Source organism: Bradyrhizobium japonicum USDA 6, from assembly GCF_000284375.1.
In the GTDB taxonomy this organism is placed as follows: domain Bacteria; phylum Pseudomonadota; class Alphaproteobacteria; order Rhizobiales; family Xanthobacteraceae; genus Bradyrhizobium; species Bradyrhizobium japonicum.
Genome location: NC_017249.1, coordinates 5,014,983 through 5,041,616 on the forward strand (window position 1 = coordinate 5,014,983; position 26,634 = coordinate 5,041,616).

The window sequence follows — 26,634 nt, forward strand, 5'->3', positions numbered from 1 at the left end:
CGGGAGCCGCCATGGCCGATACATCCTTCGACGTCATCATCATCGGCTCTGGCCCCGGCGGCTATGTCACCGCGATCCGCGCCGCCCAGCTCGGTTTCAAGGTCGCGATCGTCGAGAAGTCCTATCTCGGCGGCATCTGCCTGAACTGGGGCTGCATCCCGACCAAGGCGCTGCTGCGCTCCGCCGAGATCTACCACTACATGCAGCACGCCAAGGATTACGGCCTGTCGGCGGAAAAGGTCTCGTTCGACCCGAAGGCGGTGGTGCAGCGTTCGCGCGGCGTCTCGAAGCGGCTGAACGACGGCGTCGGCTTCCTGATGAAGAAGAACAAGGTCAGCGTGATCTGGGGCGCGGCCTCGATCGACGCGCCCGGCAAGGTCACCGTGAAGAAGTCCGACGTCGAGGGCCCGAAGGGTGCGCTGGGCGAGGGGAGCTACCAGGCCAAGCACATCATCATTGCAACCGGTGCGCGGCCGCGCGTGCTGCCCGGGCTCGAGCCCGACAAGAAGCTTATCTGGACCTATTTCGAAGCGATGGTCCCGGAGAAGATGCCGAAGTCGCTGCTGGTCGTCGGCTCAGGCGCGATCGGCATCGAGTTCGCCTCGTTCTTCCACACCATGGGCTCCGAGGTCACCGTGGTCGAGGTGCTGCCGCAAATCCTGCCCGTCGAGGACGCCGAGATTGCAGGCCTCGCCCGCAAGCGCCTCGAGAAGCAGGGCATCAAGATCATGTCCTCGACCAAGGTCACGAAGCTGGAGAAGAAGGCCGACAGCGTCGTCGCCACCATCGACGACGGCAAGGGCAAACCCGTCACCACCGAGTTCGAGCGCGTGATCTCGGCGGTCGGCGTCGTCGGCAATATCGAGAATCTCGGCCTCGAAAAGCTCGGTGTCAAAACGGATCGCGGCTGTATCGTCATCGACGGCTACGGCAAGACCAACGTCCCCGGCATCTACGCCATCGGCGACGTCGCCGGTCCCCCCATGCTGGCGCACAAGGCCGAGCATGAAGGCGTGATCTGCGTCGAGGCCATCAAGGGCCTGCATCCGCATCCCATGGACAAGAACCTGATCCCGGGCTGCACCTATTGCCAGCCGCAGGTCGCCTCCGTCGGCCTCACCGAAGCCAAGGCCAAGGAGAGTGGCCGAGAGATCCGCGTCGGCCGTTTCCCGTTCGTCGGCAACGGCAAGGCGATTGCGCTCGGCGAAGACCAGGGTCTCGTCAAGGTGATCTTCGACAAGAAGACCGGCCAGCTCCTCGGCGCCCACATGGTCGGTGCCGAAGTCACCGAGCTGATCCAGGGCTACGTCGTCGCGATGAACCTGGAGACGACCGAAGAAGAGCTGATGCACACGGTGTTCCCGCATCCGACCCTGTCGGAGATGATGAAGGAAGCCGTGCTCGATGCGTATGGAAGGGTGTTGAATATTTGAGGATTGGACGGTGGCGCCGTGCCCGATCCGTCATCCTGAGGTGCGAGCCTTGCGGCGCAATTGCGCCGCTGGGCGAGCCTCGAAGGGTGAACGGCCGAAATGCAGCCGGGCTCGTCGCCCTTCGAGGCCTCCGCTTCGCTCCGGCACCTCAGGGTGACGGGTTCAATAGCAACCAAGCAGAACAACAAGAGGGGTCAACCCATGCACGATAACGACAATCTCACCATCGAACGCCCGACCTTCGTTACGCACCTCGAATGCGCGATGGAGGGCGATCATTACGCCGCCGACCAGGTCCACAATCTTTCCAAGGCCGGCAAGCCGCTATTGGTGCGCTACGACCTCGCGGGCGTGAAGAAGGCGCTGACCAAGGATGCGCTTGCCCAGCGTCCCGGCGACATGTGGCGCTACCGCGAGCTCTTGCCCGTGCGCAAATGCAAGGACATCGTCTCGCTCGGCGAGGTCACGACGCCGCTGATCCGGCTACCGAAGCTCGGCGCCAAGCTTGGCGGCGGCGAGATCATCGTCAAGGACGAGGGACGCCTGCCGACCGGCTCGTTCAAGGCGCGGGGCCTCGTGATGGCGGTGTCGATGGGCAAGGCGCTCGGCATCAAGCACATGGCGATGCCGACCAACGGCAATGCCGGCGCGGCGCTCGCGGCCTACGCGACCTCCTGCGGCATCAAGACCACGATCTTCTGCCCGGCCGACACGCCGGAAGTGAACGTGAGCGAGATCGAGCTTCAGGGCGCGACCGTCTATCGCGTCAACGGCTATATCGACGATTGCGGCAAGATCGTCGGCGAAGGCAAGGCAAAAGTCGGCTGGTTCGACACGTCCACGCTCAAGGAGCCGTACCGTATCGAGGGCAAGAAGACGATGGGCCTGGAGCTCGCCGAGCAGCTCGGCTGGGACGTGCCCGACGTGATCTTCTATCCGACCGGCGGCGGCACTGGCCTGATCGGAATGTGGAAGGCTTTCGACGAGCTGGAGAAGATCGGGTTCATCGGCTCCAAGCGCCCGCGCATGGTCGCGGTGCAGGCGTCGGGCTGCGCGCCGATGGTGCGGGCCTATGACGCCGGCACCGAGCATGCGACGCGCTGGGAAGACGCCCACACGATTGCGTCGGGCATCCGCGTGCCGCAGGCGATCGGCGATTTCCTGATCCTGCGTGCCGTGCGTCAGAGCAAGGGTTTTGCCATCGCGGTCGACGACGACAAGATCTCGGCGGCGCTGAACGAGGTCGCACGCGAGGAGGGGCTGCTGCTCTGTCCCGAGGGCGCCGCGACCTACGCCGCCTACAAGGACAGCCTTGCCGACGGCCGCGTCAGCAAGACCGACCGCGTGATGCTGTTCAACTGCGCGACGGGCCTGAAGTACCCGCTGCCGCCGGTGACCCGCACGCTCGATCGCCACAAGCCGATCGACTACACGCAGTTCTAGGCACGACCAGACCGCCGGAGCGCGATGATCGCGCTCCGGCGCGTCATTTCGTCTCTTCACGACCGATCCCTCTTCCCGTACGCGGGAGGGCACAAAAAGCAACAAAGACATCGCTGGGGAGAAGACAATGAAGAAGGCCATCTTAGCCGGGCTGATCGGTGTTCTCGCTGTGGCCGGCGCCGCGCGCGCCGACGACTATCCCTCACATCCCATCACCGTCATCGTTCCCTTCGCCGCCGGCGGCCCGTCGGATGCGATGGCGCGCGTGCTCGCCGAGCGCATGCGGGTGACGCTCGGCCAGCCGCTGGTGATCGAGAATGTCACCGGCGCGGGCGGCTCGATCGGCGTCGGTCGCGCCGTGCAGTCGGCGCCGGACGGCTACACCGTCTCCTTCGGCCATCTCGGCACCCATGTTGCCAACGGCGCCGTCTACAAGCTCAAATACGACCTCGTCGCCGATCTCGAGCCGGTGGTGCTGCTGCCGAGCAATCCGATGATCGTGGTGAGCAAGAATGCAGTGCCCGCGACCTCGCTGAAGGAGCTCATCGAGTGGCTGAAGTCGCGGCCGTCGCCGCCGACCGCCGGCACCGCCGGCGCAGGCTCCGGCAGCCATATCGCCGGTGTCTATTTCGAGAGCGTCAGCGGCATCAAGCTGCAATATGTGCCGTATCGCGGCACGGCGCCCGCGCTGAACGATCTCATCGCCGGCCAGATCGACGTCATCATCGATCAGACCTCCAACTCCATCAACCAGGTCCGCGCCGGCACGATCCGCGCCTATGCCATCACCGACGACAAGCGGCTCTCGTCGGCGCCGGACATCCCGACGGCAGCCGAGGCGGGGCTGAAAGGCTTCAACATGACGTTGTGGTCGGGCCTGTGGGTGCCGAAAGGCACGCCGAAGGAGATCGTCACCAAGCTCAATGCGGCCGCCGTGGAAGCGCTGAACGATCCGGCCGTGAAGAAGCAGCTCGAGAGCCAGGGCCTCGAGATGACGCCCAAGGATCAGCTCACGCCCGAAGCGCTCGGCGCCCGCCAGAAGGCGGAAATCGCAAAATGGTGGCCGATTATCAAGGCCGCCAACATCAAGGTGGATTGATGCGGCTTGCCTCTTCGGATGCGGCCACAACGTCAAGTCGCCGCACCCTGTGGAGCAATCAGGTTCACGCGGCGCGGCGTTACGCCTTAGCTTCGCTCTGCTTCGACAGGGCCTTCTCCAGGCAATTGATCAGGGTCGGCGTTGAAAACGGCTTCGCGAGAAAGCAGATGGCGCCAGCTTTCAGCGCGCGGTCGCGCACGGCATCGTCGGGAAAGGCAGTCATGAAGATGAACGGTGTGCGGTGACCAAGGCCGCGCATATGCATCAAAAGATCAACCCCGCCCATGACCGACATCTGCACATCCGCGATCACGCAGGATGTCGTCTTCAGTTCGGCCGACTGGAGAAATTCGAGAGCGGAGCCAAAGATGTAGACCGTGTATCCCCGCGACGTCAGGAGATTGTTGGTCGCAAGGCGGACGGAGGGATCATCGTCAATGACGGAAATGACCGAAGGGTCTGACAAGATGATCGCTCCTGATCGGGGAGCCGCCGCCCGCGACGCAGCCGCCCATCGGAAAATGGGCCCCTGGAGCGACCTTGGAAAGCATACTTAGGTTTGCACTTTTCCCCCCGGGCGTGGGATTCCGAGCGTCTCGGTCATTCTGACGAGATCGGCCAATGACTTCGCGCCCATTTTCCGCATGATCTGCCCGCGATAGATCTTGACGGTAATCTCAGCCAATCCGAGCTCGGCAGCGACTTGCTTATTCATCAGGCCCGACGCAACCAGGACGAGAATGTCGCGCTGACGCGCCGTCAGGCCTTCGAAGCGAGCGCGCACGCTTGACACCGACTTCTCGGCATCGCGCCGCCTGCGATCCCGTTCGATCGCAGCCTGGACTGCATCCAGCATGTCCTGGTCGCGCACCGGCTTGGTCAGAAAATCGATGGCGCCACTCTTCATGGCCCTGACGGTCATCGGGATATCGCCATGACCGGTGATGAAGATGATGGGCGTGCGAATGTCGGCCTTCACGAGGTCCGCCTGGAGGTCGAAGCCGCTCGAGCCGGGCAGGCGGATGTCGAGCACGAGGCAGCTGGGGACCCCCGGCGGCTTGGCTTCCAAGACCTCCGCCGCCGAGCCGAAGGCCTCCACCCTGAGGCCGACCGATTGGAAGAGATTGGTGAGCGCACGCCGCATCGACGGATCGTCATCGACGATCAGGACGATCGGATCGTCGGCCCCCGCCTGTGCCTGCGCCTGTGTTGGCTTGGCCTGGTCGGTCACGACGCGGCCTCGTGCGGGACGGGCAGGGCAATCTGGAATGTTGCACCGCTCCCCTCGTTTGGAAATGCCGACAGCCGGCCCGCGTGAGCCTCGATGATCGATCGGCAGATCGATAGTCCCATCCCCAGGCCGCTCGACTTTGTGGTGAAGAACGGCATGAAGATGCGGTCCGTCACGTCGCTGTCAAGGCCGACACCGCGATCTGTCACGGTAAGGAGCAGGTGCCCGTCGCCGTCCCGACTGGAGCGGATCGCCAGCTCGCGCGGGAGCTCGACATTGGCTTGCATCGCCTCGATCCCGTTCATGACGAGGTTGATCAGCACCTGCTGGAGCTGGATCCGATCGCCACAAATGTTGGGCAGGCCGGACGCCAACTCCATTCGCACCGACACGGCATGGGTGGCGAGCTCGCGCCGCACGAGGGCCATCACCTCCCTCACGACCTGATTGATATCGAGTGGAACCATCTCGATCTCGGTCTTTTTCGCGAGCGCCCGGATTCGGCGGATCACCTCGCTGGCCCGATTGGCGTCCTCGACGATCCATTCGACGGACCGGCGCGCAGCATCGAGATCGGCCGGGGCGCGGCCGAGCCAGCCGATGCAGGCGTCCGCATTGGAAATGACGGCGGCGAGAGGCTGGTTGATTTCGTGGGCAATCGAGGTGGTGAGCTCGCCGAGCGTCGTGATGCGCGTCACGTGAGCGAGCTCGGCTTGCGCTTTGCGCAGGGCATCTTCGGCCTGCTCGGTGCGGATCGCCGCTGTCACATCGCTGCTGACGCCCCTATAGCCAAGGAAGCTACCATTCTCGTCATGGAAGGGCTTGCCGCTGGTGCGCACGTAAATCGGAGATCCGTTACGATCCCTGCCGCGGTAAACCAGGTCGCGGAACGGAAGGTGGGCATCGAGCGCCGCGCGATGCTGCTCCCATTTCTCGGGCTCGAACTCGGCATCGGGCGGAAGGTCCCAACGTGTCAGCCCGATCAAGCCGGTCGGCACCGGACTGGCCGTATCGGCGTGTTCCGATATCCGGGTGATGCGGTGATCCGGCCCGGTCTCCCAAAACCAGTCCGACGCGGTTTCGGCATAGTCGCGGAAGCGCTGCTCGGATTGCTTGAGCTCGTCAAAGGCCTTTTGCAGTGCTTCTTTTGCGGCGAACTGCTCGGTGACGTCCACGTGCGTGCCGATGATCTCCATCACATCGCCATCGCCGCCTTTGACAGGATGTCCCTCCGTATGGACACGTCGTATCGAACCGTCCGGGCGCGCAATCCGAAAGTCGATTTCGAAGGGCTCCCCCTGGTGGATTGCGCGACGTTCCGCGTCGGCAATTCGTTGAAAGTCATCGGCGAGGATCCGTTGCTGGAAAGCCCGCGCCGGGACATCGGTCTGGTCCGGCTCAAATCCGAACAGGCGGTAGAGTTCAGCCGATCGGTAGGCAAACTCCTGACGACGTACGTCCCAGGCCCAGCTGCTCGTATGGCTGAGGCGTTGGGCCTCGGCCAGATAGGCCTCACTGCGGCGCAGCCTCTGCTCTGTTTCCTTTGCAATCGTGACATCGGTGACAGCGCCGGCGAACTCGACGCAGCCGGATGCACGTCTCACCGCGCGTGCCACGGAATGGAGATATTTGATGGATCCATCCGGCATCAACAGGCGATATTCATGGTCGAAATCCTCCGCTTCGCGGAAGGCTCGATCGAGGGTCTTGCGGACCGCATCGCGGTCCTCCGGATGGATGCGCTGAAAAACGAAGCCCAGGTTCGGCTGCGTTGCCGGGTCACATTGGAAAATGCGAAAGGTTTCCCTCGACCAGAAGATCTCGCCGGTCGCGGGGCTCAAGCCGAAGCTGCCCGTGCGGCTCAGTTCCTGAGCCTGGGCGAGGTAGGCCTCGCTCTGCCGCAGCGCATCCTCCGCCTCCTTGCGCTGGGTGATGTTTTCACAGGCGACCAGCACGACCGGCGTGCCGTCGCCGCGCAGCATCGCCTTGGCGTTTTCACGGACCCAGAGAACCGAGCCGTCTTTGCGGATCTTGCGAATCTCCCAGGTGTGCGACTGGTCCACGGTTTCCAGGCACAGACCTACGCATTGACGGACGAAGTTGCGGTCTTCCTCGAAAAAGACGTTCAGCACGGATTGGCCGGTCAACTCGGCCGCCGTGTAGCCCAATTGTGCGGCGCCAAACGTGTTCACGTTGAGCACCGTCCCGGCCGGATCGACCATGAAGTACATGACCGGATTGTGCTCGAATACCTCGCGCCACTGCTTCACGGCGTCGCGTAGATCGCGGATGTCCTGTCGCGAGTCATCACCGACCGCGGGTCTGTCCTTCTCGCCGGTGCCGAAAGATCGAAGCGCCGCGAGGCCGCCGAGCAGCAATTGTGCGGCCGAATTCCCAAATTTCGCGATTTGGCCAGGCATCATCGCGGGCGTCCCGGCTCGCAGGGTCGAAGCAAGTAGAGCACTTTGCAACCAGGGGAGCAATTCCCTCCGACCGAGGTAGAGCTCCGCGCCGAAACTCGCGGCAGCCGTGCAGCCTGCCGGCCTTGCGCCGTCTCGTTGCGAAGGTGCGGCGAAGGCCCGAAAAACTACGGGACAAACCTACGTATAGCTCGCGCATCCCAAGTCATAGCGCACATTTACCTCCGTACAATTGAGTCGTCCGTTGCATGCGGATTAGTCTCACAACCATCGAGGGGACGCGATGTACGAGGCCACAAGCCGGCGATTAGCCCGATGTGCTGCCGATAGCTCTGCGTCCATTGCCCGACCTGCCGCACGATTGGCGGGTCGCGATTGAGAGGCCGCATTTCACTAACGAGCGTGGATGGCCGTACGTCAGCGTACGCGCGAAGCCGCGACCATGAGAGCCGGAAGGAGAGCATGATGTGCGATACGCCTGAACACTCCGAGCGCGGTCCTGCTGTAAAAGCCTGCGCTGTCTGTAGCGGCAAGTTTGGCCTGATCCGATATTATTCCTGGCGAACGCCGCTCTGCTCCAGAAAATGTCTCGATCGCTTCAGGGCGCGCCGCGAACGCGACCGCCGATGGTTGTTTCGATTCCATGCGGCATGAGGATTAGCCCTTCGATCGGCTCCATTCGGCAATTCTGAACCGGAGGCTGCGTGCTGAACCGTGCTTGCAAGCTCCTCTTGATGATCGCGCTGCCGCTTCCGTTGGTAACGGGAGTGAAGGCCGACGAGCTCGGACAGGATGGTGCACATCGTCATCATCCGCTCCAGGATCAGCTCCTGCACGAGAAGTTCTATTCCAGCTGGCACATGCCCGACAATCCCGTGCTCAGTTGCTGCAACAGCGCGGATTGCTACCCGACCGAGGTGCGATACGTCGACGGCCGGATTTACGCGCGGCGCCGGGAAGACGGGAAGTACATCCTCATTCCATCCCAGAAGGTCGAGCGAAACAGGGACAATCCCGACGGCCGCAACCATCTTTGCGCGCCGCCACCGTCCGCCTCTCTGGTCGACACGGTCTACTGCTTCGCGTTGGGAGGTGCCACGTGAGATTCATATTGGTGAACGGCAGGACCCCTTTCCGCAAGACATTCTGTCTATGGTGCTGCGAGGAGATCAGCGGCGGCTATCTGCGCGACGCGAAGACGCTGCTGCCCTATTGCGGCTACGAGTGTTACGCGCTCCATCACGAAGCGGCGCCGTTGATCGAGAGGCGAGCGCAAGCGGCGTCTTGAGCTGACGGGTGGGCGAGGCGCATGGGCCGATGAGGCTGCTGGCAGGGGAGGACAGGACGTTGAAATTCATGCTCGTCAACCAGGACCAACCGCGCCATGGCGTCACCTGCAGCGCGTGCGCCCGGCCGCTGGGCTCGAGCTACGTCCGGCATGTGTCCACGCAACGGCGGTACTGCAAGTATGATTGCTACCGCCGGTATCAGCAGACGAGCATGGAAGCGCTCTGGCCTTACCGCAGTTCGCTCGAGATGGTCACGGTCTTAGCGGCCATTTCGAGCTGGAGCTGGATGATGCAATTCGGCGCGCTCTCGGGCGCGCTGACGGAAGCATTTCTGCGTGCGCACGAACCTTCTGACCACGGAAGGAGGTGACGGGTAGCCTGACGATGCGGGCGGCGCAGAGTGGTCGGCCGCAGTCACTGCATCCAGCTTCGCGCCGCGTCCAGCCCCGGCGTTGCGAAGCTAGGGCGCGGCGGCTGCGGCCGCTGCCGTGGGTGCCGCGCTGACTTCGTGCGTCGTGACGCGTTGCTCGGACTTCGCCGTGGCTGTGCCGCTGCCCTCGAACCGGGCGCGGTAGACCAGCACGTTCTCAATCACGCGCTGGACGTAGTTGCGTGTCTCCGACAGCGGGATGCGCTCGACCCAGTCGACCGGATCGACCTTGGAGTCGCGCGGGTCGCCGCGCGCCTGTACCCATTCGCGCACCCGGCCGCGGCCGGCATTATAGCCGGCGAAGGTCATGATCTGGTCGCCGCGATATTCCGACAGCAGCGCGCTGAGCTCGGCCGCGCCCATCTGCGTGTTGTAGACGGGATCGGACACCATCCTGTCCCAGTCATAGGTCAGGCCAAAGCGTCTTGCGGTATCGCGGCCCGCCTCCGGGGTCACTTGCATCAGCCCGACCGCGTTGGCGGGTGACTTGTCGCGCTGGTCGAACGAGCTTTCGGTGCGTGCCACCGAATAGATCACGCTGGTCTCGATCGCGGGCGCGACCTGCTTGTGCTCGGGAATGCCGATGGTCGGGAAGGCGTAATGGTCGAGCGCAAGCCCGCGCGCCAGCGCCGACTTGCCGACCTCCAGCATCACGCGCGCATCGTTGCGCCGGCCGGCGAGTTCGCCGAGCGCTTCCAGCGCTGCGACGTCGGTGCTCTCCTTGGCGAAATCTTCGGCGTAATAGAACACCATGTCGCGCTCGCCGATGCCGTAGAGCATCTCGGCGGCGCGGACGCGCTCGTCCGCGGGCGGTGTGTCGGCCGCGGCCAGCACGGGCGAGGGCGGGCGCAGCTCGATCCCGTCGAGGCCGAGCCTGGCGCGTGCGAGCTGGCCGTAATAGGCGGTCGGATAGCGCGCAGCGGCCTGATAGCTCATGCGCGCATCCGCCGTCGCCCCCATCGCCTCGGCCGCGCGGCCGCGCCAGTAATGCGCCCGCGACAGCGCGATCGGATTGGCCGAGCCTTCGTCGATCGCGGCGAAGTGCACCATGGCCGCCTTGGGATCGTCGAGATAGCGCAGTGCGATCCAGCCGCACATGAAGTGGTAGTCGACGCGATAGACTTCCATCGCGGGCACCGCCGCCGCGCGCACCACGTCGTAGGCGGTCTTGAACTTGCCCTGGTCGAGCAGCTTTCGCGCGAGCAGGCGGCGCTCGCGCCACCAGGCATCGGTGTCCTGGGCCGCCATCGTGTCGGGCGCGGCTGCCAGGATCACCTCGGCGGCGTCGTCGATGCGGTCGTTCTGAAGATGCCACTGCGCGCGGCACAGGACATAGCCGAGATCGCGGCGGGCTTCGGTCGAGACGTCCTCGAGATAATCCTTGGCCTTGTTGGCCTTGCCGGTGACCGCCGCGCAGGCCTTGACGATCGCGAGCGCATCTTCGCCAAGCCGTTTTGCGGCGCGCCTTGCACCGGCGTAGTCCTTGGCGCCGAGGCGCTTGTCCATGCGGGCGCGATGATCGTCCGCGGTCAGGAGATCGCGGAACGCCTCGTAGGAATCCTCCTCGCTGCGCTCGGATAGTTCGTCCGTGCGCCAGGCCTCGCGCACCAGGCGCGTAGCCCTGTCATTGTCGCCTTCACCCAGGAGCACGCGGGCGAGCGCGAACTTGCCCTTGGCGCTGGTCGGCCGGTCCATCGTGAACTTGTGCACGGTTGCCGCGTCGCTCTTCTCCTGCCACAGCCGTGCTTCGGCGCGGCGGCGGAGCAGGGCGCTGCTCGGCCAGCCCGGGTTGGCGGCGAGGAAGGCGGCGTAGCGCTTGAAAGGTGCCGTGCTCTCGGAATGGCGCAGCATGAACCAGTCGGCGAGCTTCTGTCCGGCCGGATCGGCAATACGGTCGCGCGCCGCACTGGCGTCGTCGGTCTTGCCCTTGCGCGCGAGATCGATGGCGTCCTTCAGCGCGGCGAGGTCGCCGGTGAGCGGCGGCGGCGCCGGCTTGTCCGAGGGCTCGTCGTTCTTCTTCGACTTGCGTTTGGCCTCGGCGTGCTTGCCATGGCGCGACTTGACCGCAGCATGGCGCGGCTTGCCGGCTTTCGCCTCATGCGTCTTCTTCGACGCGGACGATTTGTGACTGCTCTTCGCTGCCAGCTCGGTTGGGATCAAGGCCAAAGCGGCCACGACAATGACACACGCGAGCGAGCGTAGGCACTGGTTCATTCGATGGTCCCCCTGCGAAACCACTACAAACCAAGGTCCGCGACGACATGCGGCTTGAGAATCAAAGACGACACCCAAAACGATGCCACGACATCGTTTCGCAATCCTCACGCTCCTTCAACAATGCGGCAAAATACCGATGGGAACTCGGGAACTTCCGAAATGGCGGAAAGGGTATCGTCTTTAGCCTTTGTTAACGAATGGGGTTCGCGCGACGGTTGCGCGCGGTCAGGGGCGACGCAAGGGCCAGATTGCGCGTGTTCCCGCCGCCAAAACCGGTGTATTGAGTTCCCAACCGGTCCTCTCAGCTCTTGACCCCACCGCTCATGCCACTTTTCAACCAGTCGATCAGGCGCAAGATCGTCGGGATCGCCCTCGGATTGATCGTCCTGATGCTCGTCACCTCGATTCTTTCGATGGTGATGTCGAGCCAGGTCGGGGTCCTCCTGGACGAGCTGACCAACCGCTACATCCCGGCCTATGGCGATCTGGCGCGCGCCAATATCCGCTCGCTGGAGCGGTCGGTGGCGCTGCGGCGCATGGTCATGATGAAGATGCAGGAAGCCCCGGACGAGGAGGCGTACGCTGCACGGCTGAAAGAGTTCGAGGAGGCCGACCGCAAGATCGAGGCGGAGACCTCGGACGCGCGCAGCCACATCAACGCGATCATCGACGATTCCAGGACGCCGTCGGACAATGCCGCGCTGGCGCGGATCGACACCCGCATCGAGACCGCCGTCACAGAGCTGCGCCAGGGCATGAACGAGGCGCACGCTAAGCTCCTCAAGCAGATCGATGCCAAGCAGATGCCGGAGGCGCGCGGCACGCTGGAGCATCTCGACGCGCTGCGCGACCAGTTCAACCAGAGGGTTGACGGCATTCGTGCCGACATGCTCAAGCAGGTCTATGCCTCGACGTCGACCGTGGTCGGCCAACAGCGGAAGGCTATCATCATCTCCGGCATCGTCACCATCCTCGCAGCGGTGGTCGGATTTGCCTTTGCGTTGCTGGTCTCGAGCGGCATCACGCGGCCGGTGCGCCTGCTGCTCGCCGGTACCCGCGAGGTCGAGGCCGGTCGCTTCGACAGGCCGATCACGGTCTCGACCCAGGACGAGATCGGCGAGCTCGCCGCCGCCTTCAATCGCATGGTCGAGCAACTCAGGCACAATGAGCGCATCCGCGAGACCTTTGGCCGCTACATCGATCCCAAGGTGGTGCAGGGGCTGATCGACCGACCGGAGGTCGCCATCGACGGCCAGCGCCGGGTGATGACCATCATGTTTTGCGACATGAGCGGCTTCACCTCGATGAGCGAGGGCATGACCCCGCGCGGCCTCGTCAAGGTGATGAACCACTATTTCACGGTGATGTCCGGTCCCATCAGGAACAATCGCGGTGTCATCGATAAATATATCGGCGATGCCATCATGGCCTATTGGGGGCCTCCGTTCATCGAGGAGGACGAGCCGGCGCTGCTCGCCTGCTTCGCCGCCATCGACATGGCCGACCAGGTGCCCGCGCTCCAGAAGCAGTTGCCGGACCTGCTCGGCATCCGCGCCATGCCGGCGCCGTGCGATCTGCGGATCGGCATCGCCACCGGCGAGGTCCTGACCGGCAGCATCGGCTCCGAACTGATGATGAGCTTCACCGTGATGGGCGACGCTGTGAACCTGGCTTCACGGTTGGAGGCCGTCAACAAGACCTACGGCACCCGCATCCTGATCTCGCAGGCCAGTGCGGACGTGATCGGCTCGAGCTGCGAGCTGCGCGAGATCGATCGTCTCGCGGTGGCCGGGCAGAGTGCGCCACAAGCCATTTTCGAGGTGATGAGCAAGGCGCACGGGCTCAGCGTCCCGCAGCAGAGCCTGCGCACGCATTATGCCGAAGGCCTCGCCGCCTATCGCGACCGGCGCTTCGACGAGGCTCGCGCCGCGTTCAACACGGCGCTCGAAGCCGTGCCCGGCGACGGTCCCTCGCGCACGCTGCTCGGCCGCATCGCGCAGTTCGAGGCCAATCCGCCGGACGCCAATTGGGACGGCGCTTGGCGGCTCGAGCAGAAATAGCCGTCCTTGCCGGGCCGGCACCGCCCTTGCCGGAAAAAACGCTTCTACTCGATAACGATGTTCGCAGTGACCTAATTCCCGGGCTTAGGTTAGTCGTCCCTTGAGGCGTTTGATGGGGACACGCCGATGACAGAACTTCAGGACAGGCTGGAACGGTTCGAGACGCTCACCGCCGAATGCGAGCTGATCGCCAAGCTCGCAACCGACAGCACCAAGCGCGAGTTCTATCTGAAACTCTCGGAGCAGTACCGTCAGCTGGCGGTTGATATGCGGAAGGTGATCGCGACCAAGGCCGCGGCCTGACGCCGACTGCAAGCCGTTCTTAATGTTTGGCGCGCATCCTCCGGGATGCGGGCGGCGCGATCCATGATTGCTCGCGGTGGGAATGCCGAGATCCGTTGCTGCGCAGCGTACCTCGCCGATGTCGCTTTGCCGCTCCCTACCAGGGCAATCCCATGCGCCTTGTTGCAGTCCTCATCTTCGCGCTCATGACGGCCGCCTGCAATCAGGAGCAGGACATCACCGGCTCGACCCCGGTCTGTGCGATGCGGAACTACAGCTCCTACAATCCCCGCGACATGAACCAGTGCGTTGCCGCCTGCAAGGCGTGCGACCACGGCAACACCGTCACCTGCACCACGTCATGCACCCTCAAGGGCGCCCACTGAGCGGCGTCGCTGCCTGGAGCTAGGGGTGACGGTGCTCGGGCACCGGAACGATTCACATGGGTCAGTCATTGAAGGAGCAGGCAGGACGCGGAGTCCTATGGAATGGGTATGCTCGATCCCGGTCGGTTTCTGGTGTCGTGCTCGCATTGCGATGCATGGCCGATGGCGGCCAACGTCAAACGTTCGAGCTGGTCGGCGTCGCCGCACGAGGTCCGCTTCGTATGCCCGCGCTGTCGCCGCGAGGAGACCGCCATCATCTCGGCCTCCGGTGAGCTGACCCCGATCCGGCGCAGCGACGCCCCGCTGCGCGACGTCACCGCGGCCTGGGCTCCGGCCCAGCGGCCAAGAGGGCGGGCGTAGCCCGCCTGTCACAGGACCGAGAGATCGGGCGCAGTCAGCTCTGCGCAACACCTTGCGCGGTCCGTTTTTGGAACCCGGCCTGCGCCGACGCGTTTCCGCTCCGACATCAACGCATCGAGGCCCTGCGAATGATCAGCGAGCATTTCGATACCCGCACCCGGATCAACATGAAGCTGGCGCTGGATCGGGTCTGCCGCAATCGCCCGGTCGGCGAGGACCATCGCTTTCGCAGGTCCGTTGCCGAGAACATCATCCGCTGCGCGCTCACGGGCCGCACCGGCATCGGCCAGCTCGTCGATGCCGGCGAGCGGGCGGTGATCAGGACGCGTTCGGAGCGGGAGCCGGCCTGATTGCGCCGGCTCAATCTCCGGTGCGGTGCTTTGACCGTGATGCAACCGGCCGATTGACTCTCCGCTTGCCCGCCCCCTAGATTGGCCGGTGACGGTTCTCCTCACGGAGATCAAAAGGGAACGTGGTGCGAGGTTTTCCCGATACCGGGATATTCTCAACGCCGCGGCTGCCCCCGCAACTGTAAGCGGTGAATCTTTCGTCATATGCCACTGGGAATCTCGGTCCTGGGAAGGCGACGCAAGGTAACGACCCGCGAGCCAGGAGACCTGCCGTCAACCGTGGTCACACGCGAAGATGTCGGTCGGGGAGTACAGACATTAGCTTCACCGGAGCAATCGAACGCTCCGCCGTGAAACCTCGTTCGCTGTGACGTGCCACTGACGTCATACCGAGGTTACAAGAGTGTCCCGTATTGTCTTTGCCGCCAGGCGCTTCCGCACCGGCTTGGTCTTGCTCGTTTCCCTGTCTTCACTTGATCTGTCCATTGCCCAGGCCCAGCAATCGGCATCGCCCGATCTGCTGCCGGCGGTCGAGGTCGCGGCGACCGAGCGTGCGGCCAAGCCGCAAGTCGTGCGGCGTGCGCCCGACCAGCCCGCGCAGCGGCGCGTCGCTCGCGTGCCGAAGCCCGAGTGGGTGCCGGCGTCGTCCCCGGTTGCCGGGGTATCCGCGGCCAACCTGTTTCCGACGGTCGTCGTCAGTCCGACGGATATTGTCACTCCGACCAATCTGGTTGCGAGCTCGGTGACGGTTCTGACCGCCAGAGACATCGAGCGCGATCAGCGCCGGACCGCATCCGATGCGCTGAGCGCGGTTCCTGGCCTGAACCTCGTGCAGACCGGCGGTCCGGGCGGACAGACGTCGATCTTCATGCGCGGAACGAATTCCAACCACACCAAGGTCCTGATCGACGGCATCGACGTCAGCGATCCCGGCAACCCGAACCGTTCGTTTGATTTCGGCCAGTTGCTCACCTCCGACATTCAGCAGATCGAAGTCCTGCGCGGTCCGCAGGGCGGTCTCTACGGCGCAGACGCGCTGGGGGCGTGATCTCCATCGTGACGAAGAAGGGCGACGGTCCCGCCCGCGCGACCGGCTCGGTCGAGGGAGGCTCGTTCGGAACGTTCAATCAAACCGCAGGCCTGAGCGGTTCACAGGACCACTTCAACTATGCCTTCAACGTTGCGCATTTCCACGCGAACGACGTGCCGGTGACGCCGGTCGAATTGCTGCCGCCGGGGCAGAAGGCGATCGGCAACAACTACGACAATATGACCTATTCGACGAAGCTTGGCGCCGAACTGAGCGAACACCTGACGCTCAACGGCGTCGCGCGGTACACTGACGCAACCCTGCGCTTTACCGGAGATACCTTCGATCCCGTCACATTCGCGAGCTTTCCCGCGGCTGCGCAAAGCACGCAGACGGTGCACCAGCTCTTCACGCGCGGGGAGGCGGTCTGGTCTGCTCTCGACGACCGGATGAAGAGCTATTTCGGCGTCAACTACACCAATCACTGGAACTACAACATCTCGCCCGGCAACGCGATGGCCACGATCACGACAGGCGACCGCGTCAAGTATGATTGGCACACCACGACCCAGCTCGCGCCCAACAACAATGTCATCATTGGCGCGGAGCATGAGACCGAAACACTGCAAACGGCGACAGTCTCGGCGCAAAACGTCAACACGGCCGGATATATGGAGCTGCAGTCCCAGTTGCGGGATCGCGTCTTCTTCACGGCCAACGTCCGGCAGGATGACAACGAGCGGTTTGGAGAGCATCCGACCTTTCGTCTGGCGTCTGCCGCGATCGTGCCGGTCACGGATACGAAGTTCAAGGGAAGCTACGGCACGGGGTTCAAGGCGCCGACGCTCAACCAGCTCTACGTGAGCTTTCCCGCGTTCTTCTTCTTTGCAAATCCCAACCTCAGGCCCGAGGAAAGCGTCGGATACGACGCCGGCTTCGAGCAACCCTTGTTTGGCGATCGCGTTCGCTTCGGGTCGACCTACTTCCGCAACAACATCACGGACCTGATCCAGAGCACGTTCGATCCCGTGACATTCACGAGCACCAACACCAATATCGGCAAGGCGATCACGGAGGGCACGGAGAGCTTCGTCGCGGCGGCGATCACTGACCGGCTTCGCGTTCGTGCCGACTACACTTTTACCCGCGCGGTCGATGTGACGGCGGGACTGGAGCTGTTGAGGCGTCCGAAGGAGAAGTGGAGCGCGAATGTCATCTGGAATCCGGTCGACCCGATCACATTGTCCGCAACAGTGCTGCACGTCGGGAGTTTCGTCGATGGCAGCCGCGACTTCAGCATTCCGCGTCTGCTGGCTCCGGCCTACACCGTCGTCAACGTCGCAGCCGAATATCTGGTCACCGACCAGGTGAAGGTGTTTGGCCGGGTCGATAATCTCGCCAATGTGCACTATCAAAATCCGACCGGCTTTCTGCAGCCGGCACTGGGCGTCTATGGCGGCATTCGCCTGGCGAATTACGACGTCAGATAGCGAGGGAGAGAAGCCTCATGACGACGGCCGATCCGCTCATGGACCTGATCGCAAGCCAGCTTGCCGACGCTGAGGCCGGCTGGAGCGTCGGCACGTTCGGTGCCATTGCCGAGTTCACACGCGAGCCCGGCGAGGCCTTCGATATCGAGCAGTCGCGCAACGGGATCAGCGTCGTGACGCAGAAGGGTGGGATACGCATTGTCTCCCACCCGGATCTGCGCCTGATCGCGTCGGAATCGCCGACCACGGAGAGCTGGAGCCACCGCATCGCGCTGTGTCTTCCGCATGAAGCCAGTGTCATGAGCGGTCGTACCGTGCTGACCGAACTCGGCCCGGATATCGAGGCGCTCCTGAGGAGGGATCGCAGCGGCATCCTGTTCGATCTTGGCCTCGGAACGTTGCAGATCGACGCCTGCATCCGCGTCAGCGATGCCGACGCCATTGCCGCACTCAGGAGCCGCACGGGCCAATCCGTGTTCGCGTCCGAAAGCGATGCCATGCGGATCATTCTGGCCGCCAATCCGCACCGCGTCTTCGTTAGCCGCATCGGGCGCGCCGAGGTATTCCAGCCGATCCCGCCGCCGGGCGAGCGAAGCCCTGACGGCCCGCACACCCACGTCCTGCCAAAGCTGCTCGCGCATGGCCGTTCCCATGCCGCCACCGAGCCGCTGCCCGAGGGATGGATCCCCTGCGCCCATCTCTATCCGGCCCATCCGCTGCGCGATCAGCTCGGCCGCAAGCGCGCTTTCCGGCCGGATCATCACGCAGCCTTCCAGACGCTGCTCGAACTCTATGGGCTGCCGGAGCTAACGGCGTGCAAGACGGCCGTGGTCGAGGCGGTCGCGGAGGGGCGGGGACCTGAGACGGTGACGCTTCCATCCGATCGCACGGCGCGCGCCACCGTTCGCGTGGCCTTGCGCCAGTTGGCGGCCACGGAGCCGCACACCGTGACACTCGCCGCCTGGCTTGCCGCCTACGACCGGCGCGATCCAGCCGAGACTGAAGATCCCATGGAGGCTCTTCACTGAGTCAGACGTGATGCCGCGTTCCAGCAAAAATGTGCTACAAATCCTATAAGGAGATCGTTCCATGACTGTCACCATCCTGCCGCCCCACGCCGACCGTTTCCGCCTTCATCCGGTCGCCTCGCGCCTTGCGCCGATGTTCTGCTTTGCGCTGCTGACTGTGTCATGCGCGCTCGCGAGCTTCGCGCTTGCATGCGCGACGCCGTTTGCGGCGTTCGCCGTCGTCGCCGCCGCGATGCTGCCGATGCGTCCGGCGCTGCTCGTCGTCACCGGCGCCTGGCTCGTGAACCAGACCATCGGCTTCGGCGTGCTGCATTATCCCATTGATGGCAGCACCATCGCCTGGGGCTTTGTCATCGGTGCTGCCGCGTTGCTGTCGACCGCGGCGGCATCGACCGTTCTCCGCTGGCTGCCGCAGGGCCGCACGCCGCTGATGCTGGCCATCGCGCTCGTCGCCGCCTACGCCGCCTACGAGCTCGCGCTGCTTGCCGCGACGCCGTTCCTTGGCGGAGAGGGCGCGTTCACTGCGGCCATCGTGACGCGCATCGGGGTGACCAGCGCCGTCTGGCTCGCTGGCCTCGTCGCCGCCTGCGAGATCGTCCGCCTGGTCGATCCGTTCGGGCGCAAGGGCGCAATGTCGGCCTGAGTGGCTGACTGGTCGCCCGGATGGAGCGAAGCGAAATCCGGGGCCGCCCGCCCGGCGCAGCTTTCCCGGATTGCGCTGCGCTTCATCCGGGCTGCGAGACGAGAGTCCGGCCATGTTTATGACCGGACCTTCGCCCACCGCCGCAAGGCGACCGCCGTCCACACCGTCTCGACAAACCCGAACGGCCAGGCCCCTGGAGAAAGCCGTAGGCGCTGCTGAGCGCGCACGCCGCCGCGAAGGCCAGCACATAGTGAGGCCCGCGCGCTGCAGTCGGGATGCGGACCTCGTAGCGCGCCAAGTTGAGGCGCGCTCCAGGATTAAATCGGACTCGCATCCGCTTTCGCCGAGGTGTCGAGAATCCATTTCCGTGGATGTCCCGAGGCAATGGATCTGAAGAAAGAGAAGAACTTCTTCGAGACCCGCGTCATCGAATACCAGAACGGCGGTGCGCTCGCTTGGGAAGAGCATCGATCATGGCTATGCCGCGGGCGTGCCACCTGTGCTTAAACGGTGGCACGCGTACGACTGCAGGGGGATGAGGTGGAGATCCGACGAGCGATCCGACGGCGCCCTATGTCGCCGACTTGTTGGCACATCATCTCGAGGAGCTGCGCAGCGTCATGGCCGAGCGTGCGTTCGCTCTCGATGCCGCCGGCCTTTCGGCTGCCAATGTGACCTTCTGGACGGCTTGGCAGGACGATGTCCTGCTCGGGTTCGGTGCGCTGAAGGAGCTGGATCATACGCATGGCGAAGTGAAGTCGATGCGTGCCGCGCCGGCTGCGCGGGGCACGGGGGTAGGGCGCGCACTGCTGAGCCATATCATCGCTGAAGCCCGCAGGCGGGGTTACGTGCACCTCAGCCTGGAGACCGGTACGGCAGCCCTGCACGCGCCCGCCATCGCGCTCTACCGCAGCGCCGGTTTCGTCTCCTGCGCGCCGTTCGCCGACTATGAGGCAAGCCCGCACAACCAGTTCATGCGGCTCGACCTGACGGATTGAGCTGCCTTCGCCCGCGGCGCATTTGCGGGTGGTCTATTGTGACGGGTCCGCTCGGCCCTTGGTTGCCCGACGCGCAAAATACCCGAGAGGGTAGGAGGGCGGCACCGACTCACCCAAGTGCGCCTCGTCATCGAGCTGAACGCGCCACGCCTGCGGAACGATCTTGAGTTGTGAATTGTCATCTTGACGAGGTATCTCAGTAGTCCAACCCGTGTCCTTCGAGCCACGATTGTGCCGTCTCTGCAACACTCATCTTGGATTAAGCCCTTATCTCCGTCCGTTCGCATCGGCGCCGCTTTTTAGCCACACCCGAACATGAATAAAATCGCTCTAAAGTTTGAAGGGCATCGGCGGTCTTCGAAGGTCGGGAAATCCCAAGGTCGATTCAAATCTTGGCTCTGATTTTTCGGGTCTGAAAGGGTTGGCCGGGGAAACTGGTTTGCGATGGACGCAAAGACCGACATCAAGCAGAGGCTGCCGAGCCGTCACGTGACGGAAGGCCCTGCGCGCGCGCCGCATCGGTCCTACTTCTACGCCATGGGTCTGACCACCGAGCAGATCCACCAGCCCTTCGTCGGCGTCGCCTCCTGCTGGAACGAGGCCGCTCCCTGCAACATCGCCCTGATGCGCCAGGCGCAGGCGGTGAAGAAGGGCGTCGCGTCGGCCGGCGGCACCCCCCGTGAATTCTGCACCATCACCGTTACCGACGGCATCGCCATGGGCCATGACGGCATGCGCTCGTCGCTGCCGTCGCGCGAGTGCATCGCCGATTCCGTCGAGCTGACCGTGCGTGGCCATGCCTATGATGCGCTCGTGGGCCTTGCCGGTTGCGACAAGTCGCTGCCGGGCATGATGATGGCGATGGTCCGCCTCAACGTGCCCTCGATCTTCATCTACGGCGGCTCGATCCTGCCCGGCAATTTCCGCGGACAGCAGGTCACCGTGCAGGACATGTTCGAGGCGGTCGGCAAACACTCGGTCGGCGCCATGTCGGACGAGGACCTCGACGAGATCGAGCGCGTGGCGTGCCCCTCGGCGGGCGCCTGCGGCGCGCAGTTCACCGCCAACACCATGGCGACCGTCTCCGAGGCGATCGGCTTGGCGCTGCCGTACTCGGCCGGCGCCCCGGCACCGTATGAAATCCGCGACGCTTTCTGCATGACCGCGGGCGAGAAGGTCATGGACCTGATCGCCTCCAATCTCCGGCCGCGCGACATCGTGACACGGAAGGCGCTTGAGAACGCCGCCGCCGTGGTCGCGGCGTCCGGCGGCTCGACCAATGCTGCACTGCACCTGCCGGCAATCGCGCATGAGTGCGGCATCAAGTTCGACCTGTTCGACGTCGCCGAAATCTTCAAAAAGACACCATATGTCGCGGATTTGAAGCCGGGCGGCCGTTATGTCGCCAAAGACATGTTTGAAGTAGGTGGCATACCGCTTCTGATGAAGACGCTGCTCGACAACGGATTTCTCCACGGCGACTGCATTACGGTCACCGGTCGAACGATCGCCGAAAACCTCAAAAGCGTGAAGTGGAATCCGCACCAGGATGTGGTGCACCCGGCAGACAAGCCGATCACCGTCACTGGTGGTGTGGTTGGTCTGAAGGGCAATTTGGCGCCAGAAGGTGCGATCGTGAAAGTCGCGGGAATGTCTAACCTGAGGTTCACCGGTCCGGCGCGATGCTTCGACCGGGAGGAGGACGCCTTTGAGGCCGTCCAGAACCGCACCTATAGGGAAGGCGAAGTCATCGTGATCCGCTACGAGGGCCCCAAGGGCGGTCCCGGCATGCGGGAAATGCTCCAGACCACCGCAGCGCTGACCGGCCAGGGCATGGGCGGCAAGATCGCGCTCATCACCGACGGCCGCTTCTCCGGCGCCACCCGTGGCTTCTGCATCGGCCATGTCGGGCCGGAAGCCGCCATCGGCGGCCCGATCGGGCTGCTTGAGGATGGCGACATCATCGAGATCGACGCGGTCGTAGGTACCCTTAACGTAAAATTGAGCGACCAAGAGCTCGCCCAGCGCAAGACCAAATGGAGCGCTCGCGCGACTAACCACACGTCGGGTGCGCTCTGGAAGTATGCTCAGCAGGTTGGACCAGCGGTCGGTGGGGCAGTAACCCATCCGGGCGGCGCGCACGAGAAACAGTGCTATGCGGACATCTAGGCGTGCCATAGTTGCGTTTGTGTTGGGGGCCGGAGCGCTGGCCGCGCCGGCGCTCGCCTTTGACGGTTCGGCCAGCAAGGACGCGGCCCTCCCGGTCGTGACCGCTTTGCCGGGCGCCGCGGGTGCCGTGCGCAGCAAGGTGACGGCACCGGCCACCACGCCCCAGGAAACCTCGCTCAGCGCCCTGCAATATGCCGCCGAAGGCGGTCATCCCGGCGCTCAGTTCAAGCTCGGCCGCATGTATGCCAATGGCGACGGCGTCGCCCAGGACGATGTGCGCGCCTTCGAATATTTCAGCCGCATCGCCAATGCGCATGCCGAGGACAGCCCGTCGGCGCCGCAGGCGCAGGTCGTGGCCAACGCCTTCGTCGCGCTCGGCCGCTACTATCTGAGCGGTATCCCGAACTCGAAGATCAAGTCGGATCCGGACCGCGCGCGCGAGATGTTCTCCTATGCGGCCTCCTATTTCGGCAATGCGGATGCGCAGTACGATCTCGCCCGGCTGTATCTGAAGACCCCGGACGCCTCGCGCGAGGATTTCCGCTATGGCGCGCGTTGGCTCGGTCTTGCCGCCCAGAAGGGCCAGCACGAGGCGCAGGCGCTGCTCGGCCAGATGCTGTTCAATGGCGACCGCCTGCCGCGGCAGGCCGCGCGCGGCCTGATGTGGCTGACGCTGGCGCGTGACAGCGCCGGTATCGAGGAAACCTGGATCAAGGAAAGCTACAACCGCGCTTTCGCCAAGGCCTCGGACGACGACCGCGCCATGTGCCTGCAAATGCTGGAACAGTGGGTGCAGGGCGTTCAGGGCCGCCGGTAGTCGGTACCCCCGCCGGGTAGGTTAGCCCGCGGCTGCGCTAGCGCAGTCCGCAAGTGCAGCCCAGCACCTCTAGGCATCGGCTCAAGCCGCCTCCAGATCCAGATCCGCCCATACCGGCACGTGGTCCGACGGCTTCTCCCAAGCCCGCACATAGCTGTCGATGCCGACATTGGCGAGCCGGTCGCTGGCCTGCGGCGACAGCAGCAGATGGTCGATCCTCAAGCCATGATTCTTCTGCCAGGCGCCGGCTTGGTAGTCCCAGAAGGTGTAGAGCCCGGGCTCGTCGGTGACCGCGCGCAGGGCGTCGGTGAGGCCGAGGCCGAGCAGGGACTGAAAGCTCTCCCGCGTCTCGGCCTTGAACAGGGCGTCCTCGGTCCAGGCGGCGGGATTATGGACGTCGCGGGCATGCGGGATGACGTTGAAGTCGCCTGCGAGGATCAGCGGCTCCTCGGCCTTGAGGCGCTCCCTCGAATACTCAAGAAGCCGCGACATCCATTTGAGCTTGTAGGGATATTTTTCAGTCCCGACCGGATTGCCATTGGGCAGATAGAGGCAGGCGATGCGCAGCACGCCGTGCTTGAGCGTGACCACACCCTCGAGGAAACGGGCATGGGCGTCCTCGTCGTCGCCGGCGAGGCCCGACTTGGTCTCGTCGAAGCGGAGCTTCGAAAGCAAGGCGACGCCGTTGAAGGTCTTCTGGCCATGGGTGACCACGTTGTAGCCCAGCGCCTCGATCTCCAGCCGCGGGAAGGCCTCGTCAACGCACTTGATCTCCTGCAGGCAGACGATGTCCGGCTGGCACTCCTTCAGCCAGGTCAACAGCAGGTCGATCCGCTGCCGGACCGAGTTCACGTTCCAGGTGGCAACTCTGATGGGCATTGGTGAGGCTCCGGGCAGGGGCCATGGTTAGAACAAACTGCAAACGCGCCCGTCAAGGACGCCGCAAAATCTCCCACAAAATTAACCCGGCTTAAGCCGGGCTCCGGCCATTGATACCGAAAAGGTTTTTCGAATGGGATGGCCGGACAAATCCATGAAGCAAGCGGAGCCGCGCGACGGCCTGATCGGCGCGTTTCTGTACTGGCTCGGCGGCTTCGAGATCGAGGACGGCCTGACCGCCGATCTCAGCGAGCGCGAGCTGCGCCGCATCCGAGCCAAGCAGATCGACGCGGTGATGCGCGCGATCCCGGTGACCATGGCCGTCACCATGCTCAACGTCGCCATCGTGCTGATCCTGTTCTGGGGCAGGGGCTGGAACGATTTCCTCGCGATCTGGGGCATGACCCTCGCCGTCACCGCCTCGCTTGCCGTGCGCGCGTGGCGGCGGTCGCATCAAAACCCGCCGCAGGAAGCGTCACCGCGCGCCGCGCGGCAGATGCTGCGGCAGGCGTTCTTCCTGGCGGCGATCTGGGGCGCGCTGCCGCTCGCGCTGTTCAGCCGGGTCGAGCCGACCACTCAGCTCATCCTGGCCTGCCTGATGGTCGGCATGATGTCCGGCGGCGCCTTCACGCTGTCGACCTTCCCGCGCGCGGGCCTCGTCTATCTCGCGACCGTGACGATGGCCTGTGCCGGCGCACTGTTCCTGTGTGGCACCGGGCCGTATCTGCTGACCGCGGTGTTCCTGTTGCTGTTCGCGTTCTTCATGGCGCGCAACATCGTCTCGCAGGGCAATCTGTTCCTCGGCAATCTCAAGGCCCGGCTCGAGCTCGAACGTCAGACCGAGATCATCTCGCTGCTGCTGAAGGACTTTCAGGAGAACGCCAGCGACTGGCTGTGGCAGACCGACGCCGAAGGGCATCTCGTCGACGTGCCCCAACGCTTCGCCGACGTGGCGCAGCTTCCGCTTCCGCTGCTGAAGGGCTCGCATTTCGTCGATGTGCTCGACATGCTCTGTCCCGATGACAAGAGCGCGGCCTACAATGTCGTCGGCCTGATGGAGCAGAGCGAGCCGCTGCACGAGATGAACCTCAAGGTCGTCGCCGGCGGCGAAGCGCGGCTGTGGTCGCTCACCGCGAAGCCGGCCTACGACCGCGACGGCCAGTTCCTCGGCTATCGCGGCTTCGGCCGCGACGTCACCGAGCGCTGGCGCGCGGAAAAGGCGGAGGCCGAGAGCCGCGCGAAGTCCGACTTCCTCGCGGTGATGAGCCACGAGATCCGCACGCCCATGAACGGCGTGCTCGGGCTTGCAAGCATGCTGCTGGAAACCAAGCTCGATCCGGAGCAGCACGAAGCCGTCACCTCGATCCGCGAGTCCGGCGACAATCTCCAGCGCATCCTCAATGATATCCTCGATCTGTCCAAGCTCGAGGCCGGACGCTTCGCGTTCGAGGCGATTGACTTCGCCCCGCAGGCGCTGGTCGAGACGGTTGCGACCGTCGTGCGCGCAGGCGCCAAGAGCAAGGGGCTCGCCGTCAAGGTCGAGCTCGATCCGAACCTGCCGCCGACGCTGCGCGGTGATGTCGCGCGGATCCGGCAGGTGCTGCTCAACCTCGCCTCCAACGCGGTAAAGTTCACCGACGAAGGCGAGGTGACGATCAAGACCACCTGCCAGGCGCGCCGCGATCTGCTTGCGACGGTCGAATGGACCGTGACCGACAGCGGCATCGGGATTGCGCCCGAGAAGCTCGGGGAGCTGTTCTCCGACTTCGCGCAGGCCGACGCCTCGATCAGCCGCCGCTTCGGCGGCACCGGGCTTGGGCTTGCGATCTCCCGGCGCATCATCGAGCAGATGGGCGGCACCATCGGCGTCACCTCGACGCCGGGCGAGGGCTCGACCTTCCGCTTCACGCTGGTGCTGCCCTGGAGCCAGGCGCAGGCCTCCGACCAGGCGGCGGGCAGCGATGAAGCCGACGAGCTCAAGGCGCGGATCGCGGGGCTTGACCGGCCGCTGAAGGTGCTGGTGGCCGAGGATGATGCCGTCAACCGCATGGTCGTGACCAAGATGTTGGGGGCGTTCGAGGTCGAGCTGCGCGTCGTCACTGACGGCGTCCAGGCGGTCGAGGCTGCCTCGCAGAGCGATTACGATGTCGTGCTGATGGACGTGCGCATGCCGGACATGGACGGCCTTGCCGCGACGCGGGCGATCCGCGCGCAAGGCGGGCGCTTCGAAGCCTTGCCGATCGTCGCGCTGACCGCCAACGCCTTCCCCGAGGACGTCAAGATCTGCCGCGAGGCGGGCATGTCGGACTTTTTGGCAAAGCCGCTGCGTAAGCCCGCGCTCGCCGCCGCCTTGCTGCGCGCGCTCGACGGCCACATGATGTCGGAGGGCGCGCCGCTTCAGCCGCAGCTGACGCCGCTTGATGTCGAGTGGACGGACGAGGAAAGGCAGGTGACCGGCGCGTAGGCGTTAACCCCGCGCACGAATATGCGTTTCCGCACCCGTTGGCCGGACGCTCGCAATTCGGATGCGCCGTGTTACGTTGCGCCGCCATGCGCCTCCTTGTCCTGCTTTTAATCTTG

Annotated in this window: 24 protein-coding genes, 1 pseudogene and 1 riboswitch; of the genes and pseudogenes, 20 read left to right on the forward strand and 5 right to left on the reverse strand. The window is 64.4% G+C overall.

Translation table 11 applies throughout. From position 1 onward, the window contains the following. Window positions 1–11: 11 nt before the first annotated feature. The 3 genes from lpdA to BJ6T_RS23765 all read left to right on the forward strand — a co-directional run bounded on the left by lpdA (window position 12) and on the right by BJ6T_RS23765 (window position 3,975). Window positions 12–1,433, forward strand: a complete 1,422-nt coding sequence (gene lpdA, locus BJ6T_RS23755) for a dihydrolipoyl dehydrogenase (RefSeq protein WP_014495018.1) — start codon at window positions 12–14, stop codon at window positions 1,431–1,433. Between the two features lie 201 nt (window positions 1,434–1,634). Further along, window positions 1,635–2,876, forward strand: coding sequence for a threonine synthase (locus tag BJ6T_RS23760; protein ID WP_014495019.1), 1,242 nt, complete (start codon window positions 1,635–1,637; stop codon window positions 2,874–2,876). A gap of 127 nt (window positions 2,877–3,003) precedes the next feature. Then, the gene (locus tag BJ6T_RS23765) at window positions 3,004–3,975 is read left to right on the forward strand and encodes a tripartite tricarboxylate transporter substrate binding protein BugD (protein WP_014495020.1); all 972 of its coding nucleotides are present in this window, start codon (window positions 3,004–3,006) and stop codon (window positions 3,973–3,975) included. Between the two features lie 79 nt (window positions 3,976–4,054). Here BJ6T_RS23765 and BJ6T_RS23770 read toward each other — a convergent pair whose 3' ends face one another. The 3 genes from BJ6T_RS23770 to BJ6T_RS23780 form a co-directional block, all read right to left on the reverse strand. Beyond that, a complete protein-coding gene (locus tag BJ6T_RS23770; RefSeq protein WP_014495021.1) occupies window positions 4,055–4,441 on the reverse strand; it encodes a response regulator transcription factor in 387 nt (128 codons plus the stop codon). A gap of 87 nt (window positions 4,442–4,528) precedes the next feature. After that, a complete protein-coding gene (locus tag BJ6T_RS23775) occupies window positions 4,529–5,206 on the reverse strand; it encodes a response regulator transcription factor (RefSeq protein ID WP_014495022.1) in 678 nt (225 codons plus the stop codon). Continuing rightward, window positions 5,203–7,629, reverse strand: a complete 2,427-nt coding sequence (locus tag BJ6T_RS23780; protein WP_014495023.1) for a PAS domain-containing protein — start codon at window positions 7,627–7,629, stop codon at window positions 5,203–5,205. The genes BJ6T_RS23775 and BJ6T_RS23780 overlap by 4 nt, the downstream gene beginning before the upstream one ends. Before the next feature lie 701 nt (window positions 7,630–8,330). Between BJ6T_RS23780 and BJ6T_RS23785 the strand changes: the two genes are divergently transcribed. The 3 genes from BJ6T_RS23785 (at window position 8,331) to BJ6T_RS23790 (ending at window position 9,285) form a co-directional block, all read left to right on the forward strand. Then, window positions 8,331–8,729: a hypothetical protein gene (locus tag BJ6T_RS23785; RefSeq protein WP_014495024.1), complete on the forward strand. Its 399-nt coding sequence runs from the start codon at window positions 8,331–8,333 to the stop codon at window positions 8,727–8,729. Then, a complete protein-coding gene (locus tag BJ6T_RS45860) occupies window positions 8,726–8,914 on the forward strand; it encodes a hypothetical protein (protein WP_084795121.1) in 189 nt (62 codons plus the stop codon). The genes BJ6T_RS23785 and BJ6T_RS45860 overlap by 4 nt, the downstream gene beginning before the upstream one ends. A gap of 68 nt (window positions 8,915–8,982) precedes the next feature. Then, the gene (locus BJ6T_RS23790; protein ID WP_014495025.1) at window positions 8,983–9,285 is read left to right on the forward strand and encodes a hypothetical protein; all 303 of its coding nucleotides are present in this window, start codon (window positions 8,983–8,985) and stop codon (window positions 9,283–9,285) included. 90 nt (window positions 9,286–9,375) lie between these two features. On the opposite strand, the gene BJ6T_RS23795 is transcribed toward BJ6T_RS23790, so the two are convergent. Further along, window positions 9,376–11,559, reverse strand: coding sequence for a lytic transglycosylase domain-containing protein (locus tag BJ6T_RS23795; protein ID WP_014495026.1), 2,184 nt, complete (start codon window positions 11,557–11,559; stop codon window positions 9,376–9,378). Window positions 11,560–11,885: 326 nt separating this feature from the next. Here BJ6T_RS23795 and BJ6T_RS23800 point away from each other — a divergent pair, with 326 nt between their 5' ends. From BJ6T_RS23800 to BJ6T_RS23845, 13 genes and pseudogenes are all read left to right on the forward strand, one after another. Beyond that, complete coding sequence (locus BJ6T_RS23800) at window positions 11,886–13,622, forward strand: adenylate/guanylate cyclase domain-containing protein (RefSeq protein ID WP_014495027.1); 1,737 nt, start codon at window positions 11,886–11,888, stop codon at window positions 13,620–13,622. 126 nt (window positions 13,623–13,748) lie between these two features. Continuing rightward, complete coding sequence (locus BJ6T_RS47365; protein ID WP_014495028.1) at window positions 13,749–13,925, forward strand: hypothetical protein; 177 nt, start codon at window positions 13,749–13,751, stop codon at window positions 13,923–13,925. A 152-nt stretch (window positions 13,926–14,077) separates the two neighbouring features. Beyond that, the gene (locus tag BJ6T_RS47370) at window positions 14,078–14,290 is read left to right on the forward strand and encodes a hypothetical protein (RefSeq protein WP_014495029.1); all 213 of its coding nucleotides are present in this window, start codon (window positions 14,078–14,080) and stop codon (window positions 14,288–14,290) included. A gap of 102 nt (window positions 14,291–14,392) precedes the next feature. Beyond that, the gene (locus BJ6T_RS47375) at window positions 14,393–14,650 is read left to right on the forward strand and encodes a hypothetical protein (RefSeq protein ID WP_014495030.1); all 258 of its coding nucleotides are present in this window, start codon (window positions 14,393–14,395) and stop codon (window positions 14,648–14,650) included. Between the two features lie 128 nt (window positions 14,651–14,778). Then, complete coding sequence (locus BJ6T_RS23815) at window positions 14,779–15,000, forward strand: hypothetical protein (RefSeq protein WP_014495032.1); 222 nt, start codon at window positions 14,779–14,781, stop codon at window positions 14,998–15,000. A 75-nt stretch (window positions 15,001–15,075) separates the two neighbouring features. Further along, window positions 15,076–15,289: riboswitch (cobalamin riboswitch) on the forward strand. Between the two features lie 114 nt (window positions 15,290–15,403). Beyond that, the gene (locus BJ6T_RS48525) at window positions 15,404–16,048 is read left to right on the forward strand and encodes a TonB-dependent receptor (protein ID WP_014495033.1); all 645 of its coding nucleotides are present in this window, start codon (window positions 15,404–15,406) and stop codon (window positions 16,046–16,048) included. 8 nt (window positions 16,049–16,056) lie between these two features. Continuing rightward, complete coding sequence (locus BJ6T_RS23820) at window positions 16,057–17,520, forward strand: TonB-dependent receptor plug domain-containing protein (protein WP_240537910.1); 1,464 nt, start codon at window positions 16,057–16,059, stop codon at window positions 17,518–17,520. Window positions 17,521–17,537: 17 nt separating this feature from the next. Continuing rightward, complete coding sequence (locus tag BJ6T_RS23825; RefSeq protein WP_014495035.1) at window positions 17,538–18,548, forward strand: DUF6925 family protein; 1,011 nt, start codon at window positions 17,538–17,540, stop codon at window positions 18,546–18,548. Between the two features lie 61 nt (window positions 18,549–18,609). Further along, a complete protein-coding gene (locus tag BJ6T_RS23830; protein ID WP_014495036.1) occupies window positions 18,610–19,191 on the forward strand; it encodes a hypothetical protein in 582 nt (193 codons plus the stop codon). Window positions 19,192–19,512: 321 nt separating this feature from the next. After that, window positions 19,513–19,698 (forward strand): annotated as a pseudogene (locus BJ6T_RS49180) (hypothetical protein); the annotation flags it as partial. 113 nt (window positions 19,699–19,811) lie between these two features. Further along, on the forward strand, window positions 19,812–20,189 hold the full coding sequence (locus tag BJ6T_RS23835) for a GNAT family N-acetyltransferase (protein ID WP_014495037.1): 378 nt from the start codon (window positions 19,812–19,814) through the stop codon (window positions 20,187–20,189). 444 nt (window positions 20,190–20,633) lie between these two features. Next, window positions 20,634–22,358 carry a dihydroxy-acid dehydratase gene (gene ilvD / locus BJ6T_RS23840; protein WP_014495038.1) on the forward strand — a complete coding sequence of 575 codons (1,725 nt, stop codon included), beginning with the start codon at window positions 20,634–20,636 and terminating at the stop codon, window positions 22,356–22,358. Further along, a complete protein-coding gene (locus BJ6T_RS23845) occupies window positions 22,345–23,175 on the forward strand; it encodes a tetratricopeptide repeat protein (protein ID WP_014495039.1) in 831 nt (276 codons plus the stop codon). Before ilvD ends, BJ6T_RS23845 begins: the two co-directional genes overlap by 14 nt. An 81-nt stretch (window positions 23,176–23,256) precedes the next feature. Here the strand turns inward: BJ6T_RS23845 and xth are convergent, their stop codons facing one another. After that, window positions 23,257–24,054: an exodeoxyribonuclease III gene (xth, locus tag BJ6T_RS23850; RefSeq protein ID WP_014495040.1), complete on the reverse strand. Its 798-nt coding sequence runs from the start codon at window positions 24,052–24,054 to the stop codon at window positions 23,257–23,259. 133 nt (window positions 24,055–24,187) lie between these two features. On the opposite strand from xth, the gene BJ6T_RS23855 reads away from it, so the two are divergent. After that, complete coding sequence (locus tag BJ6T_RS23855; RefSeq protein WP_014495041.1) at window positions 24,188–26,518, forward strand: hybrid sensor histidine kinase/response regulator; 2,331 nt, start codon at window positions 24,188–24,190, stop codon at window positions 26,516–26,518. The last annotated feature ends 116 nt before the right edge of the window (window positions 26,519–26,634 follow it).

Coding starts and splice junctions, on each gene's coding strand:
- BJ6T_RS23825 (WP_014495035.1), top strand. CDS start 17,538: ATGACGACGGCCGATCCGCTCATGGACCTGATCGCAAGCCAGCTTGCC.
- BJ6T_RS23815 (WP_014495032.1), top strand. CDS start 14,779: ATGATCAGCGAGCATTTCGATACCCGCACCCGGATCAACATGAAGCTG.
- BJ6T_RS47365 (WP_014495028.1), top strand. CDS start 13,749: ATGACAGAACTTCAGGACAGGCTGGAACGGTTCGAGACGCTCACCGCC.
- BJ6T_RS47375 (WP_014495030.1), top strand. CDS start 14,393: ATGGGTATGCTCGATCCCGGTCGGTTTCTGGTGTCGTGCTCGCATTGC.
- BJ6T_RS23790 (WP_014495025.1), top strand. CDS start 8,983: ATGCTCGTCAACCAGGACCAACCGCGCCATGGCGTCACCTGCAGCGCG.
- BJ6T_RS23760 (WP_014495019.1), top strand. CDS start 1,635: ATGCACGATAACGACAATCTCACCATCGAACGCCCGACCTTCGTTACG.
- BJ6T_RS23780 (WP_014495023.1), bottom strand. CDS start 7,629: ATGATGCCTGGCCAAATCGCGAAATTTGGGAATTCGGCCGCACAATTG.
- BJ6T_RS23765 (WP_014495020.1), top strand. CDS start 3,004: ATGAAGAAGGCCATCTTAGCCGGGCTGATCGGTGTTCTCGCTGTGGCC.
- xth (WP_014495040.1), bottom strand. CDS start 24,054: ATGCCCATCAGAGTTGCCACCTGGAACGTGAACTCGGTCCGGCAGCGG.
- BJ6T_RS23800 (WP_014495027.1), top strand. CDS start 11,886: ATGCCACTTTTCAACCAGTCGATCAGGCGCAAGATCGTCGGGATCGCC.
- ilvD (WP_014495038.1), top strand. CDS start 20,634: ATGGACGCAAAGACCGACATCAAGCAGAGGCTGCCGAGCCGTCACGTG.
- lpdA (WP_014495018.1), top strand. CDS start 12: ATGGCCGATACATCCTTCGACGTCATCATCATCGGCTCTGGCCCCGGC.
- BJ6T_RS23835 (WP_014495037.1), top strand. CDS start 19,812: ATGGCCGAGCGTGCGTTCGCTCTCGATGCCGCCGGCCTTTCGGCTGCC.
- BJ6T_RS23845 (WP_014495039.1), top strand. CDS start 22,345: ATGCGGACATCTAGGCGTGCCATAGTTGCGTTTGTGTTGGGGGCCGGA.
- BJ6T_RS23830 (WP_014495036.1), top strand. CDS start 18,610: ATGACTGTCACCATCCTGCCGCCCCACGCCGACCGTTTCCGCCTTCAT.
- BJ6T_RS23855 (WP_014495041.1), top strand. CDS start 24,188: ATGGGATGGCCGGACAAATCCATGAAGCAAGCGGAGCCGCGCGACGGC.
- BJ6T_RS23795 (WP_014495026.1), bottom strand. CDS start 11,559: ATGAACCAGTGCCTACGCTCGCTCGCGTGTGTCATTGTCGTGGCCGCT.
- BJ6T_RS47370 (WP_014495029.1), top strand. CDS start 14,078: ATGCGCCTTGTTGCAGTCCTCATCTTCGCGCTCATGACGGCCGCCTGC.